Below are 18,034 nucleotides of genomic sequence, written 5' to 3'. Positions count from 1 at the left end.
ACGTTGCTGCTTTTTTCTTATTAACTCCTATGTTTGTATCCGCCCAGTCAAATTTTCGGCTGGGCTTTTTTTCGCCTATAGATTTGCCAAGCGCCTCTTTCGATGATTTGCCCCAACTCCATAAGCTAGACCTTAGTTGGTCACAAAAGTAACCATCCTGAAGTAGTTGATGTGCCGATCTGCAGACATAAAAAAGCCTCCCGAATGGGAGGCTTTACTAAACAGTGTGTATCTTACGCTTGCGCTTTCTTAGGCAAAGAAAAGTGCAGTAACGCGTAGCCAAGTAACGCGGCTGTCGTCGAGCCCATTAAGATACCTAGTCGAGCATAGGTATCAAACTCAGGGCTTACATTTCCAAACGCTAAAGAGGAAATGAATATAGACATTGTAAAACCGATACCACACAACACAGAGACCGCAAAGATATGCTTGAAGTTAATGCCTTCCGGTAACTTAGCTACACCCATTTTCACAGCTGCCCAACTAAAGGTGAAGATACCTAGAGGCTTACCAACCAGTAGCCCCAAAGCAATACCTAATGGCAGCATTGAAGTTAGGCCTGACATCGATACGCCTTCTAGCGAAATCCCCGCATTTGCAAATGCGAATAGAGGCAAGATACCAAATGCCACGTATGGATGAAGTGCGTGCTCCATGTGCTTAAGTGGGGAATGTTCGCCCTGTTTACCCTTAAGAGGAATAGCAAAGCCGATCACTACGCCTGCAAGTGTTGCGTGAACACCAGATTTAAGTACCGCAAACCATAAGATCGCGCCGACTATCATGTATGGCGTCAGTTTCGTTACTTCCTTCGCATTCAACATGAACAGGACACCAGTCATGATGAAGCCAACAAGCAGCGCCATGCTAGAAAGATCACCTGTGTAAAACAGTGCAATAATAACAACCACGCCTAAATCGTCGATGATAGCGAGAGCTAACAAAAATACTTTAAGGCTTACTGGTACGCGCTTACCTAGTAGCGCCATGATACCTAGAGCAAATGCAATATCCGTCGCAGCTGGAATGGCCCAGCCAGAAACCGCCTCTGGGTCGTTAGCATTAAACGCAACGTAAATAAGAGCAGGGGCTAACATACCACCAACCGCTGCAATCGCAGGGAAAATTGCGGTTTCTTTTGATTTTAGCGCTCCTTCAAGTAGCTCTCGCTTCACTTCAAGGCCAATAAGTAAGAAGAAAACAGCCATTAGGCCGTCATTAATCCAGTGAGAAACTGACATACCGAATACATAAGTATGCAGTACAGATTGATAAGTTTCGCCCAGCGGTGAGTTAGCAATGGTCATCGCAATTGCCGCTGCGATTACGAGAAGAATACCACCTGCTGATTCCATTTTGAAAAAGTCACGAATGACATCGTTCATGGTTTCGTCCTTATATTTATTATCTTAATAAACGATTAACAAAGAGTGATAAGAGTGTATAGCTGTCGAAAACTTTAGAATAATCGCTTCTTCAGAGTATAAACTTCGGTTTTTTCGATGTTAAGTTTACTATACATCGTATTTTCCAACATGACACTCAATTTTGATCGGAGATCGTATTTGTTTTTGTCGCACCAAATATTTATCAAGATGATGAGAAAATCAGCATAACACGGCTTGTACCATCATGATAACCCCGTACTTTTGAGAAAAAGCTAGGAAGCTTCGCGCACTAAAAAACCACCCGTAGGGGGTGGTTTTCTTCACAACTCAATAGCCTGTCAGCTGCATAAAGCCCCAAGCCTCATTGGAGCCGGAGGCTAAAGTAGGCCCTTCCCAGTAAGGTATTACAAAGGGTAGCCACATATCTGACTTGATAATGCGGGTAGTCAAATTAATTTGATGCTTCGGAATATTGATAATCCATTGCAAAGGTAACCTTCTTCCATTGGATAAACTGGTCACTTGCATTGGCTTGATACTGATATCATCGTCTGAGAGGTTGATGACTTTACCTGAGCGTGTCGACAACGTGCCAAACACGTGCGGTGTTTGCCCATGGTGACGATAACGGCTAACAGTTAATGCTCGACCATCATCTAAATTGAAAACAAACCAATCCCAGCCTTGTTGCCCCTCACCAATTAAGCCGCTGCCCCACTCTTTTTGCGCCCAAGCAGAACCCGTCACTAAGAATCGCTTACCATTTAAGCTTAAGCTGCCTTTTACTTTTAAAAATGGAGCACTGAAGCTGAAAGAAGCAACAGATTGCAACGCATGTTTAACTTGGAAACCTTTGTCTCCATTCACGACAAAGGGGCCGTTTGTCATGGTATTGAGCTCAAGTCCAAACGTATCAGTATTCACATTCAAGTTACCCGGGAAAGGCGTCGCACCGAGTGATCGCCAAGTCCAATTATCAATCCATAACCTGAAAGGACGATTGATCATACCAGCTTGGCCTATCCCTCCTCTAGCTACCCGTTGCTCTTTCCATACATGCGAGCCATGACTGACGACAACATGTGAAATGTACAATTGAGGGTTCTGCCAACCGCTGGTTTCTCGCTCGTCCGTCGCAACCCTGAAATAGCTCCATTGAACATTGTAGATCTTGCCTTGCTCATCTTTTAGCTTCGCAAAGTAGTGCCACCATTCATGCTGGTACTCGGGATGAAAGCGAAAGTCTGAGGGTAAAGAGACATGCTCATTAGGTAGTACAGGCTCGAAAATCGTTTGATTTTCACGCGTTAAGATAGAATCAAGTTCGCTTTCTCGTGTTGCTGTCGCCTCTAACCAAAAAGTTGAGTAAAAAGCAGCCCCAGTCAGAAAAGCGAACGTAACAACAATGAGCGTTGAAACCAACAAGCGTTTTTTAGAGCCCATTTTTTTCATTACAACGCGTCCCTTAATGACTTCATCGGTGTACTTTTGATCATTCTAATAACTGGCAATGCGCCAGCAACCATGATGGCAAGCATCGCCCAAGCAATGGTTTGAGCATACTCCCATGGAATCGTTTGAAGCTCTAGAGACCAGCCAAATGATTGCTTAATGATAATATCAACGATCAAATGTGCGAGCGCCAAGCCGAGCGGCACTGCAATAATCGCAGAAATGGCTCCGAAGACGAATAGCTGCAAACCACCTAATACGACAAGTTCTTTTCCGGACACACCCATGCACCTTAATAAGGAAAAATGCCGCTGCCGTGAAAGTTCTCCTGCCAACGTCGCAAAGAATAAACCAAACACTGCAATAATCAGCGTGATATTGCCCAAGGTTCCTGCTATCGCAAAGGTATGATCAAACACTCTCATTGCTTGGCTATAAATATTACCGTTATCAAACACACGATCTTGCGGAAGACGGAATACATTCTCTAAGCGATTTTTCAGCCCTTCTCCATTGACGTTATCTTTTAATACTACGCCAAGACCAACATTACCCGTACCTGCAAATGCATACAGCCAATTCCGGTGCGACATCATCACCTGGTTATATGGGTTTCCATAATCGTAGTAAACGCCTACGACTTGCCAATCACCACCAAGCGGTTCTTGCAAGTTAATGAAATCGCCAGGGCGGATATCCAGCTTCAAGGCCATCGACTCACTGACCATTAAGCTCTTGGTAGCGTGCAGTTGATACCAGTAATTTGGGACACCTAACTTGACGGTAAGTGAGTCTAACTCACCTTCAGAAGAGCCCGTACTCACAACTTGCAGAGCACCGTGCTCGGTCGGCATATCTTTTTCCCAACGCCACCAAACCGAGTTCACCTCTGGCTGATTCTGGAGCCATGCGCTCATCCGAGCGGCTGAATTGTTGGTCGGATAGATGTACACATCAGCGGCTAATCGCTGATTTAGCCACTTATCGGTTGTATCTCGAAAGCTTCCGACCATTGTTTCTACACCAATGTTTGCCGCCAGCGCTAACATAAACGCCATCGTAGCCACACCGCGATAGCTCATGCTTGCTGCTGCATCAGCAAAAAACCAACGGACACGAACCCAACGCATGGTATAAGAAAAACTTTGGAACATATGCCACATAATAAATGGCATAAACAACGCCACACTAACCAACATCAGCGCAATAATAGCAAAGCCGGTTTCTTGTGTTTTCGGGGCCTGATATACCGCTATTGCAGCGACACAAAACGCACACGCCGCAAGCGCCTGCCAAGAGAACTCTCTTCCAGCAAATCGCATTAGCGACAGTCGAGAAGAGAGGCGGATTGGTTGTGACTTCAGCAAACGGATTAATGGCCACAGACACGATATCAACGCACCCATCGCTGCCATGATTAGACTGTATAAGCTAGATTGCCATGACCATCCTATGGTTAAGCCTACGTTGGCATCATACAAATCACTCAGGCTCGAAGACACTGCTGGGATAAGCTCATTTGCTAAGATCAAGCCAAAAAAGTTACCACACGCCCACGCAATAAAGACGAGCAAAGACAACTCTAGCAATAAGGCTTGCGCTAACTGTGTTCCGTTAACACCAGTCTGTCTCAAAATACCTACCAAACGTTGTCGCTGGATGAAAGACAGAGACATCGCTTGATAAAAAATAAACAACCCGACCAAAAACGACAGCATTCCCATCGCGGTGAGATTCATATGGAATGCGTTAGTTAGCGACTCAAGCTCAGTACGCGTATTCCTAACAAGCGTCATTCCGTTTGGCAGCATGTTTTTCAGTGCTATTAGCTTTTCCTCTGGCATTTCACCACAAGAAATCGCAGACAAACCTGAGCTCCGCTTGAGCATACGCAACAACGATATATCAGTAACCAGCCGAGTACCCGAAAGCATCTTGTCCTTATCTACTTGAATAGGCCCAAGACGGCTTCCGTCATTCATCTCAATGAAGTCCCCATCCTGCCAACTCATGTAAGCGGCCAAATCTTGACTAACAAGAATAGGATAAGGAGGCTTCATTAGTGATAAAACAGGCATCTCACCTAGCGATTTTCCTTGTTGTAGTGGGATCATCGCGACAGGATCTATCCCCACCAACATCAGGCTCATATCGGTCTTGGCATCTAGATGAAGCACGTCAAACGGTGCACATTGATTAAACCCAGCTCGACGTAACTGAATATAGAAACCTTGAGGAATTTTATTGGCAGAGTGCTTCGTTCGGATTCGGTATGGCAAAGGATTAGAGAAAAGTTTTTCCCCAGTGGCATAACTTTGTTTTGCATGCTGGTTGATAGAAGTAACACCAACAAGGAGGGACACGCCTAAAGTTAATCCCAGCCAGACAAGAATAATTTGTAGAGGGTAACGACGGTAATGACCGAGTAGTGCCTTAACTACGGGCCATAACATGTAGCTGCCCTCCTTGAAGTCGAATCTTTCCTTCCATATGGGCGGCCACTTTTTCACTGTGCGTCACTAACAGCAAAGTACACTCCAATTGGCGAGCGAGACTCGTTAATAAGCGCATTACTGCTTCTGCGTTTCGCTCGTCTAGGCTACCAGTTGGCTCATCAGCAAGCAGGATTTTGGGTTCCATATAAAGGGCGCGAGCAATCGCCGCACGTTGTTGCTGCCCACCAGACGCCTCTTCCGGATAACGTCCTAGCAATGGCATTAAGTCCAAAGCAGAAAGAATTTGACGCCACAACTCTTTATCTTCCGGCAGACCTTTTAACTGACGACAAAAACGAATATTGTCGGCAATATTAAGTGTAGGAAGCAGGTTGAATTGTTGGAAGATATTACCAATATTGTTGCGGCGATAAAGGGTTCTTAAATGCTCCGGTGCTTCATGCATAGCAAAATTTGGAAACTGCACTTCACCAGAGTCAGCAGTATCTAATCCGGCGATTAAATTCAGCAGAGTACTTTTACCCGAACCACTTTCTCCCATCAGAGCAACTTGGTCGCCTTGCTGCAATGTTAATTCTGCCCCTTGTAATACAGGGTGAAACTCTCCCCCGTCTACATAGCCTTTACATAGGTCTGACAGTTTTAACATTGATTATGCCGCTCGGATGGTGTTTAAAAATTGGGATCAGAATCTACACTAAAATCCTGTTAGTAGAAAGTATTTTGAATGCTTGATCACACTATGGAAGTACAAATGCAACTCGATTCACTTTCTGTTGCTAATTTTGTTGACGTTTTGAGCAGATTTTTGCAGCCAAAATAAACTCTGTTCCTCCTTACTGGCCAATCAGGTTTTTCATCCATTTTCGGCTAACCATTCTTGGCAAGCAAATCGCCCACTTCACAACTTCTTCCGTCAAAAAGAGTAAGTAAACCCATTGTGGGTCCCAATTGAGATAAATCGCTGCAAATGCTGCGAGTGGAATCCCGATCACCCACTGCGCCAAGATGTCTTGATACAAACAAAACTTAACATCACCGCCCGCACGTAATACACCAACAATCGCCATCATCGGTACCGAGCGTAACACGACACCCAACGCAAGAATCACCATAAACTGTTCAGCTAGCTCGCGAGTGTCTGTTGTCAGTGCACTAAACGCATTAAGGATCCATTGATTTGACACTATCAACAAGACGGCGACCACAAATGCGATAAGCACATTCAAAATGACCGTCGCCCATGCTTGATAATAAACAGGTTCAAAATTACGAGCGCCGAGCTGGTTCCCGACTAGAACTGCAGCCGCATTCGATAAACCAATCATCATCGCCAATGCGATCGACTCAACAGGTGTCATTACGGAAAGTGCCGCCAAACCTTGTACACCTGCTTGCCCCATGATGGCGTGATAAGCAAACAGCCCACCAGCCCACGCCAAGAAGTTAAATGTGGTTGGCAAAGAGAGGCTCAAGAAACGCGTAATTTTATCTAAGACCAATCCTGCGCGTATATCATCCCAACCAAATGCGATTATGTGTTTTTTCAACCATAGATAACCAAACAAGCAACCTACTTCGATCGCGCCACTGATTACCGTTGCGATCGCTGCTCCCGTAATACCCAGAGCAGGAAAGCCTAATTGACCAAAAATTAAAACCCAGTTAAGAAAAACATTAGATAAAATGCCTATACCACTAAAAAAAGTGCTTAGGCCTGGTTGGTGCATCGCCCTTAGGCCCACCGACATACTGGCCACACATGCAACAGCAAACATGCTAACCGACGAAATAATGAGATAGCTGGCCCCTAGCTCAATCACTTCTTGTGAATCGGTAGTCAAACTCATGATGGGCTGTGGAAAAACAACAAACAAAGCAACAGCAATCGCAGCAAACATCATTGCGATCATCCATGTTAAAGCGGTACTGCGACGCACCCCAACTTTATCGCCAGCCCCCCAATATTGAGCGGTTAACAATGCACCACCCGTTGTCACCCCAACTAACATAATGGTGGTGACGAAAGTCGCGCGCGCAGCAACTCCAACTGCGGCAATTTCTGCTTCACCAAGTTGACCAAGCATAAGAACATCGACGAGGCTTCGGCTTGAAAACATCATGCTTTGCAGTGTAATTGGTAACGCGATTGCAAATAAACGACGTAAGAATGCTTTATCTGCGTGTATTGAGAGTTGAGAAAGAAAAGTCACAAGCGCTCCAACGACAACTTATTGATAGAATGGGGAAAGTGTCTCATGATTATACTCCGTGGTGTTTATTCCACCAACGATAAAAGGACAGATAATGAAAAAGGTGTTGGTGCTAGGCGCCTCGGGTTACATTGGCTCTCAACTTCTTCCGTTACTTTTAGATAAAGGTTACGCCGTCACAGCGGCGGCGCGACATATTGATTATTTAGAGTCAAGAACTCAGCCTCACCCTAATTTAACGTTAAGGTATCTCGACTTGGCTGACGCAGAGACCACGAAGGCTGTAGTGAACGATTTTGATTTAGTCTTTTTTCTCGTGCACGGGATGGCTCAAGGTGATGACTTTGTTGAGTACGAACTAAACCTTGCTTTGAACTTCAAATATGCGTTGGAACAAAGCTCCGTCGAGCATGTTATCTATTTGAGTGCCATTCAACCTCAAACCGGAAACTCTCGCCATTTAGCCGCTCGTAAAGCCACGGGAAAAATAATTCGACAGTCTGGTATTCCAGTAACTGAATTGCGTGCAGGCGTTATCATCGGCCCCGGCTCTGCTGCTTTCGAAATCATGCGTGACTTTGTCTACAACTTACCTATTTTGATCGCGCCTAAATGGGTCGACTCAAAAGCGAACCCTATTGCCTTGCCCAATCTCAACCACTATTTGTTGAAGTTAGCAGAAGCCCCCTCTCCAGAAGAAAGTCAAATTTATGAAGTTGGTGGGCCAGATACACTTAGCTACCGCGAACAGTTCAAAGTCATTTGCCGAATCACGAACAAGCCGTATCGACTGTGGTCGACCCCGCTACTTACTCCGAAAATGGCATCGTACTGGCTAGGTTTAGTTACCTCAGTGCCAACTAGTATCGGTAAAGCATTACTTGCGGGCTTAGAGCACGACTACATTGCAAACTCCAAAGCGATTGAAGAACGATTTCCTCAAACGCTGATCAGCTACGAGCAAGCGGTAACTGATACCATTCAAGATGAAGGCACATTTGTACGCAGTAATGTCTGGGGGTTTGAACCCGCAGCGCTTCGTCGATGGCAACCAGGATATGGCTATTACCCAAAACAAGCTGGAGCGAGCATTAAAACTAATGCCTCCGCTGCGGCATTATGGAAAGTGGCGCAAAAGATCGGGAGTCGCGAAAAAGGCTATTACTTTGCCAACATTTTGTGGCGTACACGTGAATGGCTCGATATCTTTTTTGGTGGCGGAAAACCGATTCGCGTTTCTCCTCCTGGACCAGAGCTTAAAGTCGGTGATTTTATTGACTCTTGGAAAGTGATTCGCTGCGATAATAATCAGTTTCTTTCACTGTTTTTTGGTATGAAAGGCCCAGGCCTTGGGCGTTTAGAAATTACCATCAAAGATCTCGGTGACGAACGAGAGCTGGATATTACCGCCTGGTGGCACCCGCAAGGGTTTCTTGGACTGCTTTATTGGTTTGCAATGATGCCAGCCCATCTTTTCATATTTAAAGGCATGGTCAAAGCCATCGCGAAAGAAGCAAACCGTTTAGAAAACAAAAAGCCCCAATAACAGGGGCTTCTAAACACTCAAAATGTCACTTTAGTCAGCTTTGAACGAGAGTGGAATTTCGGCTAACTGGTTGCCTTCGTTTGCTGGAAAAATAAGGTACTCGCCATGGTATTTCACCATCGATTTGTAGTCTGTTACCTTATGAACCATAAAGCCCGCTTGCACTGCTTTCTCAACAAACTCAGCATGATTGCCACGCACAAACCAACTCATTGGCTTTACGAGCAACTCGCCATCAAAACAGCTTTCGCATTGGTCTGCACATAACGCTAAAGAGTTTTGACCTTCAGTGAAGATTTGTACTTTGCCGCACCCAATCAGTTGCTCAGACGTTGAGACTTCCCAGCCTGCTTGCTCCATCAAATCAAGAAAAGACTCAATATCTGAATCTTTGAACACTTTGGAGTCTTCACCTTCAGGGAAGAATTGCGCATAAAAAGCAGAAATACGCTTGAAGATAAACAACAAACCAGCATCGTTCCCCTTTGAGCGACCTGCTTTTTGCCAACGCGTTAAGTCATCGCCCACTGTACGTCCGAAACGTTGTGATTTTAGCGCCTTTGTTACCCAACGCACTAAATAATGGTTATTCGCAACAGGGGCATTGGCTAACTTACCTGAGCGATGCTCTTGATCTAACTCTTCAAGTGCTGAGTTAACCAAGTTTTGAATTTCTTTGGTGTAATTCGACATTACGCCTTTCTTCCTAAAGTCCAATAAAACAGTGCTGAAAGCACAGAACAAGCAAACATCACGATGATCATCGGCCAAGCAACATTCCCGGGCAGTGATGCCACCAGCGCACCAACCAATGAACCGATACCGAATCTTAATGTCCCCGCTAGAGACGACGCCGTACCCGCCATTGATGGGTAACCACTTAAAAGCAGCGCCATCGCGTTACTACCTATCGTCGACAATGTACCGATAAACAGCACAACAAAAGGTACAATGCCCCATAATCCGAAGTCCATTAACCAACTTACGAATAAACCAATCCCCGCCAAAAGTTGCACGAACAACCCAAAACGAAGCATGGCATGGGAACCAACTTTCTTCACCAAGCGACCATTAATACTGGTCATGATGATCATCGCCACAATGTTCAAACCAAATAGGTAACCAAAGTGGTCTGGTCGAACACCATATAAATCAATATAAACAAACGAACCCGCCGTCAAAAATGCAAACATTCCGGAAAATGAAAACGCACCTGAGAGCATCAAACCGATCGCTTCAGGATTGGAGCATAATCTGGCGTAGTTTCTCAGCGTCGTGCGGAAACGAAGAGGCTGACGATTTTCAGGCTGTAACGTTTCAGGGATTTTCCAAAGTACGAGAAAAATCACGACTACAGCGAAAATAGCTAGTACCCAAAAAATGGAACGCCAACCAAACCAAATCGCGAGATGGCCACCGATCATCGGTGCCACCAACGGCGCAATAGTAATGACCAGAGTAACGAAGGACATTGCGCGTGCAAAGTCTTCACGGTCAAACATGTCACGCACGACGGCTTGGATAATGACCGCCGCTGCCGCGCCAGCAAAACCTTGTGCCGTACGTACATAGGTCAGCGCATCAATGCCATTTGTTGTCGCACTCACAACAGCAGCCAAACCGAAGAAAAGTACGCCTAAAATCAACACAGGTCTGCGACCAAAGCTATCGGCAAGCGGCCCGTGAATTAACTGGCCGATCGCAAAACCCGCGGTATAAGCCGTCAACGTAATCTGAACCGCGCCAGGCGCGACCCCCAAATCTTTCGCTATTGTCGGCATCGCAGGCAAATACATATCGATCGCCAAAGGCGTCAAAGCACCAATCGCTCCTAGTACCAGAAACAATAGAAAACTGATTTGGGATTGCGGAGCACTTTGAGCTTTTTCTGTCATTCTTTTACCTCTTGTTGGAGCCCTACCGTCAATACTTGCAGAACAAAGTGAAAATAACGGAAGTTCTCATATCGCTGAATGTAGAAGCCAAAAACCTGTTCTATCCAACGTTCGAGAATCATAAGGGCAAATATGTACCAAGGTGTGACCTTGACGAACTCGACATAGAAAAGCATGTGAAAGCGAAATGTGTTTATGGGAAACAAACACAATGCAGTAAAAATGATGGCGTTGACACCATCATTCCATTCACCGTAGCCGAAGGCTTTGCAATAAGAGTATGCATGCCTCAGCTAAATGCAAAGGCATATCACTGAGATAAGTAAGCACACCGGAATTGTCTAGGCACTAATTTTGGTAGGGAAATTTATTTTGAGCCAATTCCTACCAAAAGACTAGTTCCTATTAGGAACTAAAGAATTTCCCATGACGACAATTAATTCCAAATAGAATCAATTTCTTCTTGCGTGAGGTAGCGATAATCACCTGGTTCTAGTGCCTCATCAAGTTCGATAGAACCAATACGCTCACGATGTAAGTACTCAACTTTATTTCCTAACGCCGCGAACATACGTTTCACTTGGTGATACTTACCTTCCACGATAGTTAACAATACTTCATTCTCGGCCTCGTTCACGATTTCCAAACGAGCAGGCAATGTTGCTTCTGATTCATTGCGCAAAATGATGCCTTGTTCGAGCTTTTCCGCATAATCAGGCTGAATAGCATCGACGAGCCAAACACGGTACGTTTTCTCACACTTATGCTTAGGTGAGGTAATACGGTGAGACCACTTACCATCATCCGTAATCAACACTAAACCAGTTGTGTCGACATCTAATCGGCCCGCAAAGTGAAGGTTTTCAATTTTAGGCTCATCAAGCAATGCGAATGCAGTTTGGTTGTAGCCATCTTCATGTGAACAAACAAAGTCAGCAGGCTTATACAACATAATGTAACGAGGACCAGGAGCACCAATAACACGGTCTTCCCACATCACTTCCGCACCTTCAGGTACTTTAAGTGCACCACTTTTTTGAACCTCACCGTCTACGGTGATGTCTCCACTTTTGATGATCTTTGTTGCCTGTTTGCGTGTTGCACCCAGAGCGTCACACAAATATTTATCTAAACGCATGAATACCTCATTGAATTATACCCAAGTGATCTCTAAATCTTGGTTTAAAGGTCACTTGGGTATAAAAGTCAGGTATTATAGCGTTCCTCATTCGAATAGTTGAGCAATTTCACATATTTTCATGTACACACTTCGTCCTTATCAAGCCGACTCGGTTAAAGCCGTTATTCATTACTTTCGTAAACACTCGACACCAGCAGTGATCGTGCTGCCAACCGGTGCCGGGAAAAGCTTGGTGATCGCAGAACTTGCTCGCCTTGCGAAAGGACGAGTGTTAGTCCTCGCCCACGTAAAAGAACTGGTCGAGCAAAACCACGCAAAGTATGAAGGTTATGGTTTAAAAGGTTCCATCTTCTCAGCAGGATTGGGACGAAAAGAAACTGACCAGCAAGTCGTGTTTGCTTCGGTTCAATCGGTCGTACGTAACTTAGATTCGTTCAAAAACCAGTTTTCTCTGCTCGTTATTGATGAGTGCCATCGTGTGCCAGATGACAAAAACAGCAGCTACCAAAAAGTTATTACTCACTTACGAGAACTGAACCCTGGCATTAAGGTGCTGGGACTAACTGCAACGCCCTATCGTTTAGGAATGGGCTGGATTTATCAGTATCACACCCGAGGTCAAGTGCGAACCGAAGAGCCTCGATTCTTCCGCGATTGTATTTTCGAACTGCCGATCCGTTACTTGCTCGACGAAAACTTCCTCACTCCAGCCCGCATGATGGATGCGCCCGTTTTGTCTTACGACTTCTCTCAGCTGAAGCCCGCTAACACCGGACGCTACAAAGAAGCAGAAATGGACATGGTGATCGATAAAGCCAAACGTGCGACTCCACAAATTGTTGAGCAAATCATGCAATATGCGAAAGAGCGTCAAGGTGTCATGATCTTCGCTGCAACTGTTCGACACGCACAGGAGATACACAGTTTATTGCCAGAAGGCGAAACTGAAATCGTCATTGGTGATACACCTACGCCGGAGCGCGATGCGATCATCCAAGCGTTCAAGAATCGTCAAATAAAATACTTAGTCAATGTTTCGGTACTGACAACCGGGTTTGATGCGCCGCATGTCGATTTAATCGCGATTTTGCGACCAACAGAGTCAGTCAGTCTGTACCAACAGATAGTAGGACGAGGATTACGCTTATCAGACGGAAAATCAGAATGTTTAGTGCTTGATTACGCAGGCAACAGCTACGATTTATACCAACCTGAAGTCGGTGATCCCAAACCAGACTCTGACAGTGAAATTATCACGATTCCTTGCCCGGCTTGCGGATTCAATAACAACTTCTGGGGTAAGTTGGATAGTAACGGTTTCTTGGTTGAACATTTTGGCAGACGTTGCCAAGGTTACTTTGAAGATGAAGACACAGGCGAACGTGAACACTGTGGCTACCGTTTTCGTGCCAAATACTGCGGTGAATGTGGTGCGGACAACGATATCGCTGCACGAATTTGTCATGAGTGTGATGCGACGCTCGTAGACCCAGATAAAAAGCTAAAAGAAGCCCTTAATCTCAAAGATGCATTAATCTTTGAATGCACAGAAATGGACCTATCTGTATTTAAGTCCAGTGATGGTAAATCTCAGCTAAAGGTGACGTATTCTGGTGAACCATACCAAGGCGAAGGCAATGCGTTAGTTCATGAGTTTTGGACATTGAGTACCAAAAAACAAAAACAAACGTTTAAAGATCAGTTCGTACGCCCCCACTTAGCAGACAAGCATCGCCCTTTTGAAGAGGCTTCACCGACACGCGTTGTCGCTAATCAACATCGTTTCCGTTTGCCTCAGTTTGTTATTGCTAGAAAATCTGGTCGCTTTTGGAAGCTGCGAGATAAAATTTTTGAAGATGAGTTGAAATAACATCGACAACACATGGCAAAACTTAATTAGCTGATTCACTCTCTGTTCATCTATCTCCGATATACTGCGGCTAACGCTCCAGAAAAGGTTTGACTATGTATAAAGCAACGACTTCTCTACATTCTGCGTTACTTTTCGGCCTTATCACGACATTCATGTGTGCACCAAGTTTTGCCAAGCATGGCAACGAGTACACATCACAAAATGGCCACGCCATCGTGCAAGATGTCGAAAAGCCAGGAACACGTATCGAATTCGATGAAGATCAAGATGAGGTCTATCGCGCGGTTCAACAAGGATATATACGACCATTTTCGGAACTTTACGCCGCAGTAGAAAACGACCTATACGGCCGCATCATCAAGGTCGAGCTTGAAGAAGATGATGATGCTTGGGTGTATGAATTGAAAATTCTGTACAACAATAGCGTCCTAAAAGTTGAGTACGACGCCGCCACGCTGGAAATGCTTGAGATCAAAGGTCGCAGCTTTAACAAAGCGTTAAAGCCGCAAAACAACTAAACTTGTCTAATACGTAATCCAGACGCGATGCGAAGCTTACTTCGATAAAAATCCAAACATAATAAGAATCATCAATATGAAAATACTTGTTGTTGAAGATGATCCTCGTTTAGGCGAGCAAATCATCGAAACATTAGAAAGTACCGGCTGGGTACCAGAACTGTCCCAAGATGGCATAGACGCTCTGTATCGCGCGACTTCGGAAGAATGGGACGCCATTGTTCTTGACCTCGGCTTGCCAAAACTGGATGGTCTTACCGTCCTAAAAGGCATCCGAGATGAAAACATTAATACTCCTGTCGTGATTCTAAGCGCTCGCGACACCCTAACGCAGCGAGTTGAAGGCTTAAACGCAGGTGCAGACGATTACCTAACTAAACCATTTGAAATGGTTGAGCTTATCGCTCGTATTCGTGCACAGCTGCGAAGAGCCTCTGGTAATGCCTCTCCTGTAATGCAAATTGGCGACTTGAGCTTGGATACACGCACTTCTAAAGTCATGTGGCAAGGGCAAGCGGTAAGCTTGACTGCGCTAGAGTATAAAGTGGTCGCTTACTTTATGCATAACCCGGAAAAAGTGATTTCTCGAACCGAACTCGTCGAGCACATTTACAAACAAGACTTTGATCGTGACTCCAACACAATCGAAGTTTTTATCGGCCGAATTCGCAAAAAAATCGCACCAAAGATCATCAAAACTGTCCGAGGGTTGGGATACCAATTAAATGCCGAATAGAAACAGGCTACCGTTGAACGCAATAAAACGACTGAGTATCAAAAGTCGCCTCGTTTTAGCGGCGATCGTTTGGTTAACGGCAATGATCCTCGCCGCTGGTGTGACGATACCGACGCAGGTCTACAACTATATGGTTGATGACACTCGCTCACAGCTCAGCATTTTTATGGATGAAGTCGCAGCACAGTTAGAAGTCGATAACACCGGGCATCTTTCACTCGCAGCTCAGCTATCAGACCCTCGATTTAACCGACCTTACAGTGGTTTGTATTGGAGTGCCTCTACAGAGGCAAGCCTCGAACGTTCTCGTTCGTTGTGGGACAAAAAAATCGAATACAAAGGTTTGGATAAAGATGCGTATGGAGCAAGAGGCGAAAAACTAATTACGCTAGAAAAAGCACTGTATCTTCCTGATTACGATGGTCCTATTCACATTATTATTGGTATTGACGAAGAGCCCATTAAAAATACCCTTCAAACGTTAATCGGCCAACTTTGGCTTATTTTGGGTTTATTATTCGCGGGCGTACTTACCGTCATTTTACTGCAAATTGCTTGGTCATTGAGTCCGCTTACAAAGCTACAAAAAGAATTAGCCGAGCTGAAGTCTGGTAATAAAAAGAGTCTAGAAGAAACCTACCCAAAAGAGATTTCTCCTCTAATCTTCGACCTCAACGCTCTGCTGTTCCATTACCAAGAATTACTAGAGAGAGCTCGCAATCATGCAGGTAACCTATCTCATGCACTTAAAACGCCACTTTCTGTTCTAAAAAATGAAGTTCAGACGTTAGAACCTGAGGCACAATCCCGTCTCCGAGCTCCAATCAATCAAATACAAGACCATATCGATTACCATTTGGGTCGTGCCCGTATGGCCGGATCGATGAACATATTATCAGTGAAGTCGAACCCAGCAGATCGTGTGGATGCTATCTCAATGGCGTTTGATAAAGTGTATGCGAGCCGAAGCATTACCTTAATTAATGAACTTGATTCAGAGCTGAATGTAGCAGTAGAGCAGACCGATCTCGATGAAATGCTAGGTAACTTGCTAGAAAATGGCTATAAGTGGGCCAACAGCATGATTCGTGTGCACTCCTCTCAGGATAAGGAAAATATACACATCATTATTGAAGATGATGGGCCAGGCATCCCTAAAGAGAAACTGAGTCAAGTAATCAAGAGAGGAGTTAGATTGGATGAAACAACCCTTGGCTCAGGTCTTGGTCTAAACATAGTCAGTGAAATGGCACACAGTTACCGAGGTCAATTAACATTGGATACAAGCGCTTTAGGTGGATTAAAAGCATCTTTAGTCTTACATCTCAGCCGAACATAAAGCATATAACACATAAACTTTGTTTTTCGGACCATGATCAGTAAACCGATGAAAATGAAGTCGATGTGAACAAAATCCAAGCAAAGCGTTAAAAGGGATAGCCTTCCACCCCGCTAAATCATACCTTTTTGTTGATTTGGATACGATTTGGGTTGCCCATTTATAAGTGGAATGATAGTATCCGCGCTCGCTTGAACAGTTCCTGTTTCAAGCTTTACCACGAACAACAAGGTCGCATTGTTGATTGTGAACATTTGATTTTTACTAATTTGAGAGTAAATACTATGAAATTCGAAGCAGTAGTACGTACTGAACTAGGTAAAGGTGCGAGCCGCCGCCTACGTCACGCTGGCAAATTCCCTGCAGTTGTATACGGCGGTGAAGAAGCAGCAGTAGCTATCGTTCTTAACCACGACGACATCGTAAACCAAATGGACAAGCCTGAATTCTACGAAGGCATCGTTCTAGTTATCGATGGCAAAGAAGTTAAAGTTAAGCCACAAGACGTTCAACGTCACGCGTTCAAGCCAAAAGTTGAACACATGGACTTCATCCGCATCTAATTCCCTACCAAGGAATTAATCGGATTAAATCCAAACCTTTTGCATAAAAGATAATCGGACTTACCAACCGAGACATCTAAAAAATTTCAAAACCCCGGAGTCTTACCACCTCCGGGGTTTTACTATATTTGGCATATAGCATTTGATTTATGAGCGGGCAATATACTTCACTAAAGTGAGATCGGTCAGCGTCATACTCTCAATCACTTCCGACTCTTCCTCTCCAGTACGCACAAAACCACACTTCTTGTAAAAGTTAAGCCCCTGTTGATTAGTATCCAGTGCTTTCAAACTGATCTGCATAACTGACGTAGAGAGCAAACGTGTCTCTAACTCATCTAACAGTGCACTTCCTGCTCCTTGCCCATAATGTAGCGGCGTAACGTAGCAGCATGTCACTAATGCCGTTTTATCTTCGCTGGTGTGGTTAGGTAACTCGTAACTTAAAAAGCCAACAATTTCTCCTTGCCTCTCAACTACGATCAATTGGGCCAGTTGCTCCGTCATCACTCGTGCCCACATCCTTTCTCGACGCTCAATCGTAAACTGCTCTATGTAGCTCTTTGGCATTAATCCTTTATACGCCACCTGCCAAGAATCAACGTGTATCTTGGCGATTTGGGCTGCTTCCTTTTTGAGTGCGTCCCTTACTGTGTATCTCATAAGCATCCTTTATTAGCGTTCACCACTTACAAATTCTTTTAACCCTACCCTTTAAACCAAAGCTCAAAGATAACAGCTACAGTCGCAACGCTTTACATTAATCCATTTCATTTTCATTAATTAAATGATAGTTCACATCATAATATTCGAAGAAGAACGATCCATTATTTACTTTTCATTTTGACTCATTAGGTTGAATCTATTTGTTTAAACACTCGAGTGTCAAATGCGGAATAAGCACGATAAGGTAT

15 protein-coding genes are annotated in these 18,034 nt (G+C 44.6%); 6 read left to right on the top strand and 9 right to left on the bottom strand.

All coding sequences use genetic code 11. The features are described 5' to 3' along the window. Positions 1 to 233: 233 nt before the first annotated feature. From nhaA to R7041_RS15120, 5 genes are all read right to left on the bottom strand, one after another. Positions 234 to 1,385, bottom strand: coding sequence for a Na+/H+ antiporter NhaA (gene nhaA / locus R7041_RS15140; RefSeq protein ID WP_005378034.1), 1,152 nt, complete (start codon positions 1,383 to 1,385; stop codon positions 234 to 236). 330 nt (positions 1,386 to 1,715) lie between these two features. After that, complete coding sequence (locus tag R7041_RS15135; RefSeq protein ID WP_025766852.1) at positions 1,716 to 2,840, bottom strand: lipocalin-like domain-containing protein; 1,125 nt, start codon at positions 2,838 to 2,840, stop codon at positions 1,716 to 1,718. Then, the gene (locus tag R7041_RS15130; RefSeq protein WP_005378038.1) at positions 2,840 to 5,293 is read right to left on the bottom strand and encodes an ABC transporter permease; all 2,454 of its coding nucleotides are present in this window, start codon (positions 5,291 to 5,293) and stop codon (positions 2,840 to 2,842) included. The genes R7041_RS15135 and R7041_RS15130 overlap by 1 nt, the downstream gene beginning before the upstream one ends. After that, positions 5,274 to 5,945, bottom strand: a complete 672-nt coding sequence (locus tag R7041_RS15125; protein WP_005378040.1) for an ABC transporter ATP-binding protein — start codon at positions 5,943 to 5,945, stop codon at positions 5,274 to 5,276. The genes R7041_RS15130 and R7041_RS15125 overlap by 20 nt, the downstream gene beginning before the upstream one ends. Before the next feature lie 187 nt (positions 5,946 to 6,132). Next, entirely contained in the window at positions 6,133 to 7,509 is a 1,377-nt protein-coding gene (locus tag R7041_RS15120) for an MATE family efflux transporter (RefSeq protein WP_005378048.1), read from the bottom strand. 94 nt (positions 7,510 to 7,603) lie between these two features. On the opposite strand from R7041_RS15120, the gene R7041_RS15115 reads away from it, so the two are divergent. Further along, positions 7,604 to 9,055 carry a DUF2867 domain-containing protein gene (locus R7041_RS15115; RefSeq protein ID WP_064368073.1) on the top strand — a complete coding sequence of 484 codons (1,452 nt, stop codon included), beginning with the start codon at positions 7,604 to 7,606 and terminating at the stop codon, positions 9,053 to 9,055. 30 nt (positions 9,056 to 9,085) lie between these two features. Here the strand turns inward: R7041_RS15115 and R7041_RS15110 are convergent, their stop codons facing one another. From R7041_RS15110 to rsuA, 3 genes are all read right to left on the bottom strand, one after another. Then, on the bottom strand, positions 9,086 to 9,748 hold the full coding sequence (locus R7041_RS15110; protein ID WP_064368072.1) for a DUF2913 family protein: 663 nt from the start codon (positions 9,746 to 9,748) through the stop codon (positions 9,086 to 9,088). Beyond that, positions 9,748 to 10,950: a Bcr/CflA family multidrug efflux MFS transporter gene (locus R7041_RS15105; protein WP_017820848.1), complete on the bottom strand. Its 1,203-nt coding sequence runs from the start codon at positions 10,948 to 10,950 to the stop codon at positions 9,748 to 9,750. The genes R7041_RS15110 and R7041_RS15105 overlap by 1 nt, the downstream gene beginning before the upstream one ends. A gap of 436 nt (positions 10,951 to 11,386) precedes the next feature. After that, complete coding sequence (gene rsuA, locus R7041_RS15100) at positions 11,387 to 12,088, bottom strand: 16S rRNA pseudouridine(516) synthase RsuA (RefSeq protein ID WP_064368069.1); 702 nt, start codon at positions 12,086 to 12,088, stop codon at positions 11,387 to 11,389. A 121-nt stretch (positions 12,089 to 12,209) separates the two neighbouring features. On the opposite strand from rsuA, the gene R7041_RS15095 reads away from it, so the two are divergent. The 5 genes from R7041_RS15095 to rplY all read left to right on the top strand — a co-directional run bounded on the left by R7041_RS15095 (position 12,210) and on the right by rplY (position 17,120). Then, positions 12,210 to 13,961 (top strand): DEAD/DEAH box helicase, encoded by a 1,752-nt coding sequence (locus R7041_RS15095; protein WP_054729964.1) that lies wholly within the window; start codon positions 12,210 to 12,212, stop codon positions 13,959 to 13,961. A gap of 155 nt (positions 13,962 to 14,116) precedes the next feature. Further along, positions 14,117 to 14,482 (top strand): PepSY domain-containing protein, encoded by a 366-nt coding sequence (locus tag R7041_RS15090; protein WP_372008595.1) that lies wholly within the window; start codon positions 14,117 to 14,119, stop codon positions 14,480 to 14,482. 76 nt (positions 14,483 to 14,558) lie between these two features. Next, positions 14,559 to 15,218: a response regulator transcription factor gene (locus R7041_RS15085; RefSeq protein ID WP_005378073.1), complete on the top strand. Its 660-nt coding sequence runs from the start codon at positions 14,559 to 14,561 to the stop codon at positions 15,216 to 15,218. Next, positions 15,208 to 16,557, top strand: a complete 1,350-nt coding sequence (locus R7041_RS15080) for an ATP-binding protein (protein ID WP_064368067.1) — start codon at positions 15,208 to 15,210, stop codon at positions 16,555 to 16,557. Before R7041_RS15085 ends, R7041_RS15080 begins: the two co-directional genes overlap by 11 nt. Positions 16,558 to 16,841: 284 nt before the next feature. Next, positions 16,842 to 17,120: a 50S ribosomal protein L25 gene (rplY, locus tag R7041_RS15075; RefSeq protein ID WP_005378066.1), complete on the top strand. Its 279-nt coding sequence runs from the start codon at positions 16,842 to 16,844 to the stop codon at positions 17,118 to 17,120. A 147-nt stretch (positions 17,121 to 17,267) separates the two neighbouring features. Here the strand turns inward: rplY and R7041_RS15070 are convergent, their stop codons facing one another. Next, positions 17,268 to 17,783: a GNAT family N-acetyltransferase gene (locus R7041_RS15070; protein ID WP_017634886.1), complete on the bottom strand. Its 516-nt coding sequence runs from the start codon at positions 17,781 to 17,783 to the stop codon at positions 17,268 to 17,270. Positions 17,784 to 18,034: the final 251 nt, after the last annotated feature.

Source organism: Vibrio sp. 1751 (assembly GCF_033339895.1).
In the GTDB taxonomy this organism is placed as follows: Bacteria; Pseudomonadota; Gammaproteobacteria; order Enterobacterales; family Vibrionaceae; genus Vibrio; species Vibrio alginolyticus.
This window is presented reverse-complemented; position numbering and strand designations above follow the sequence as displayed.

Excerpts from the sequence above, each read along its gene's own strand:
- nhaA (WP_005378034.1), bottom strand. The coding sequence starts at position 1,385 with ATGAACGATGTCATTCGTGACTTTTTCAAAATGGAATCAGCAGGTGGT.
- R7041_RS15115 (WP_064368073.1), top strand. The coding sequence starts at position 7,604 with ATGAAAAAGGTGTTGGTGCTAGGCGCCTCGGGTTACATTGGCTCTCAA.
- R7041_RS15130 (WP_005378038.1), bottom strand. The coding sequence starts at position 5,293 with ATGTTATGGCCCGTAGTTAAGGCACTACTCGGTCATTACCGTCGTTAC.
- R7041_RS15080 (WP_064368067.1), top strand. The coding sequence starts at position 15,208 with ATGCCGAATAGAAACAGGCTACCGTTGAACGCAATAAAACGACTGAGT.
- R7041_RS15105 (WP_017820848.1), bottom strand. The coding sequence starts at position 10,950 with ATGACAGAAAAAGCTCAAAGTGCTCCGCAATCCCAAATCAGTTTTCTA.
- R7041_RS15110 (WP_064368072.1), bottom strand. The coding sequence starts at position 9,748 with ATGTCGAATTACACCAAAGAAATTCAAAACTTGGTTAACTCAGCACTT.
- R7041_RS15085 (WP_005378073.1), top strand. The coding sequence starts at position 14,559 with ATGAAAATACTTGTTGTTGAAGATGATCCTCGTTTAGGCGAGCAAATC.
- R7041_RS15095 (WP_054729964.1), top strand. The coding sequence starts at position 12,210 with ATGTACACACTTCGTCCTTATCAAGCCGACTCGGTTAAAGCCGTTATT.
- R7041_RS15125 (WP_005378040.1), bottom strand. The coding sequence starts at position 5,945 with ATGTTAAAACTGTCAGACCTATGTAAAGGCTATGTAGACGGGGGAGAG.
- R7041_RS15090 (WP_372008595.1), top strand. The coding sequence starts at position 14,117 with ATGTGTGCACCAAGTTTTGCCAAGCATGGCAACGAGTACACATCACAA.
- rplY (WP_005378066.1), top strand. The coding sequence starts at position 16,842 with ATGAAATTCGAAGCAGTAGTACGTACTGAACTAGGTAAAGGTGCGAGC.
- rsuA (WP_064368069.1), bottom strand. The coding sequence starts at position 12,088 with ATGCGTTTAGATAAATATTTGTGTGACGCTCTGGGTGCAACACGCAAA.
- R7041_RS15070 (WP_017634886.1), bottom strand. The coding sequence starts at position 17,783 with ATGAGATACACAGTAAGGGACGCACTCAAAAAGGAAGCAGCCCAAATC.
- R7041_RS15135 (WP_025766852.1), bottom strand. The coding sequence starts at position 2,840 with ATGAAAAAAATGGGCTCTAAAAAACGCTTGTTGGTTTCAACGCTCATT.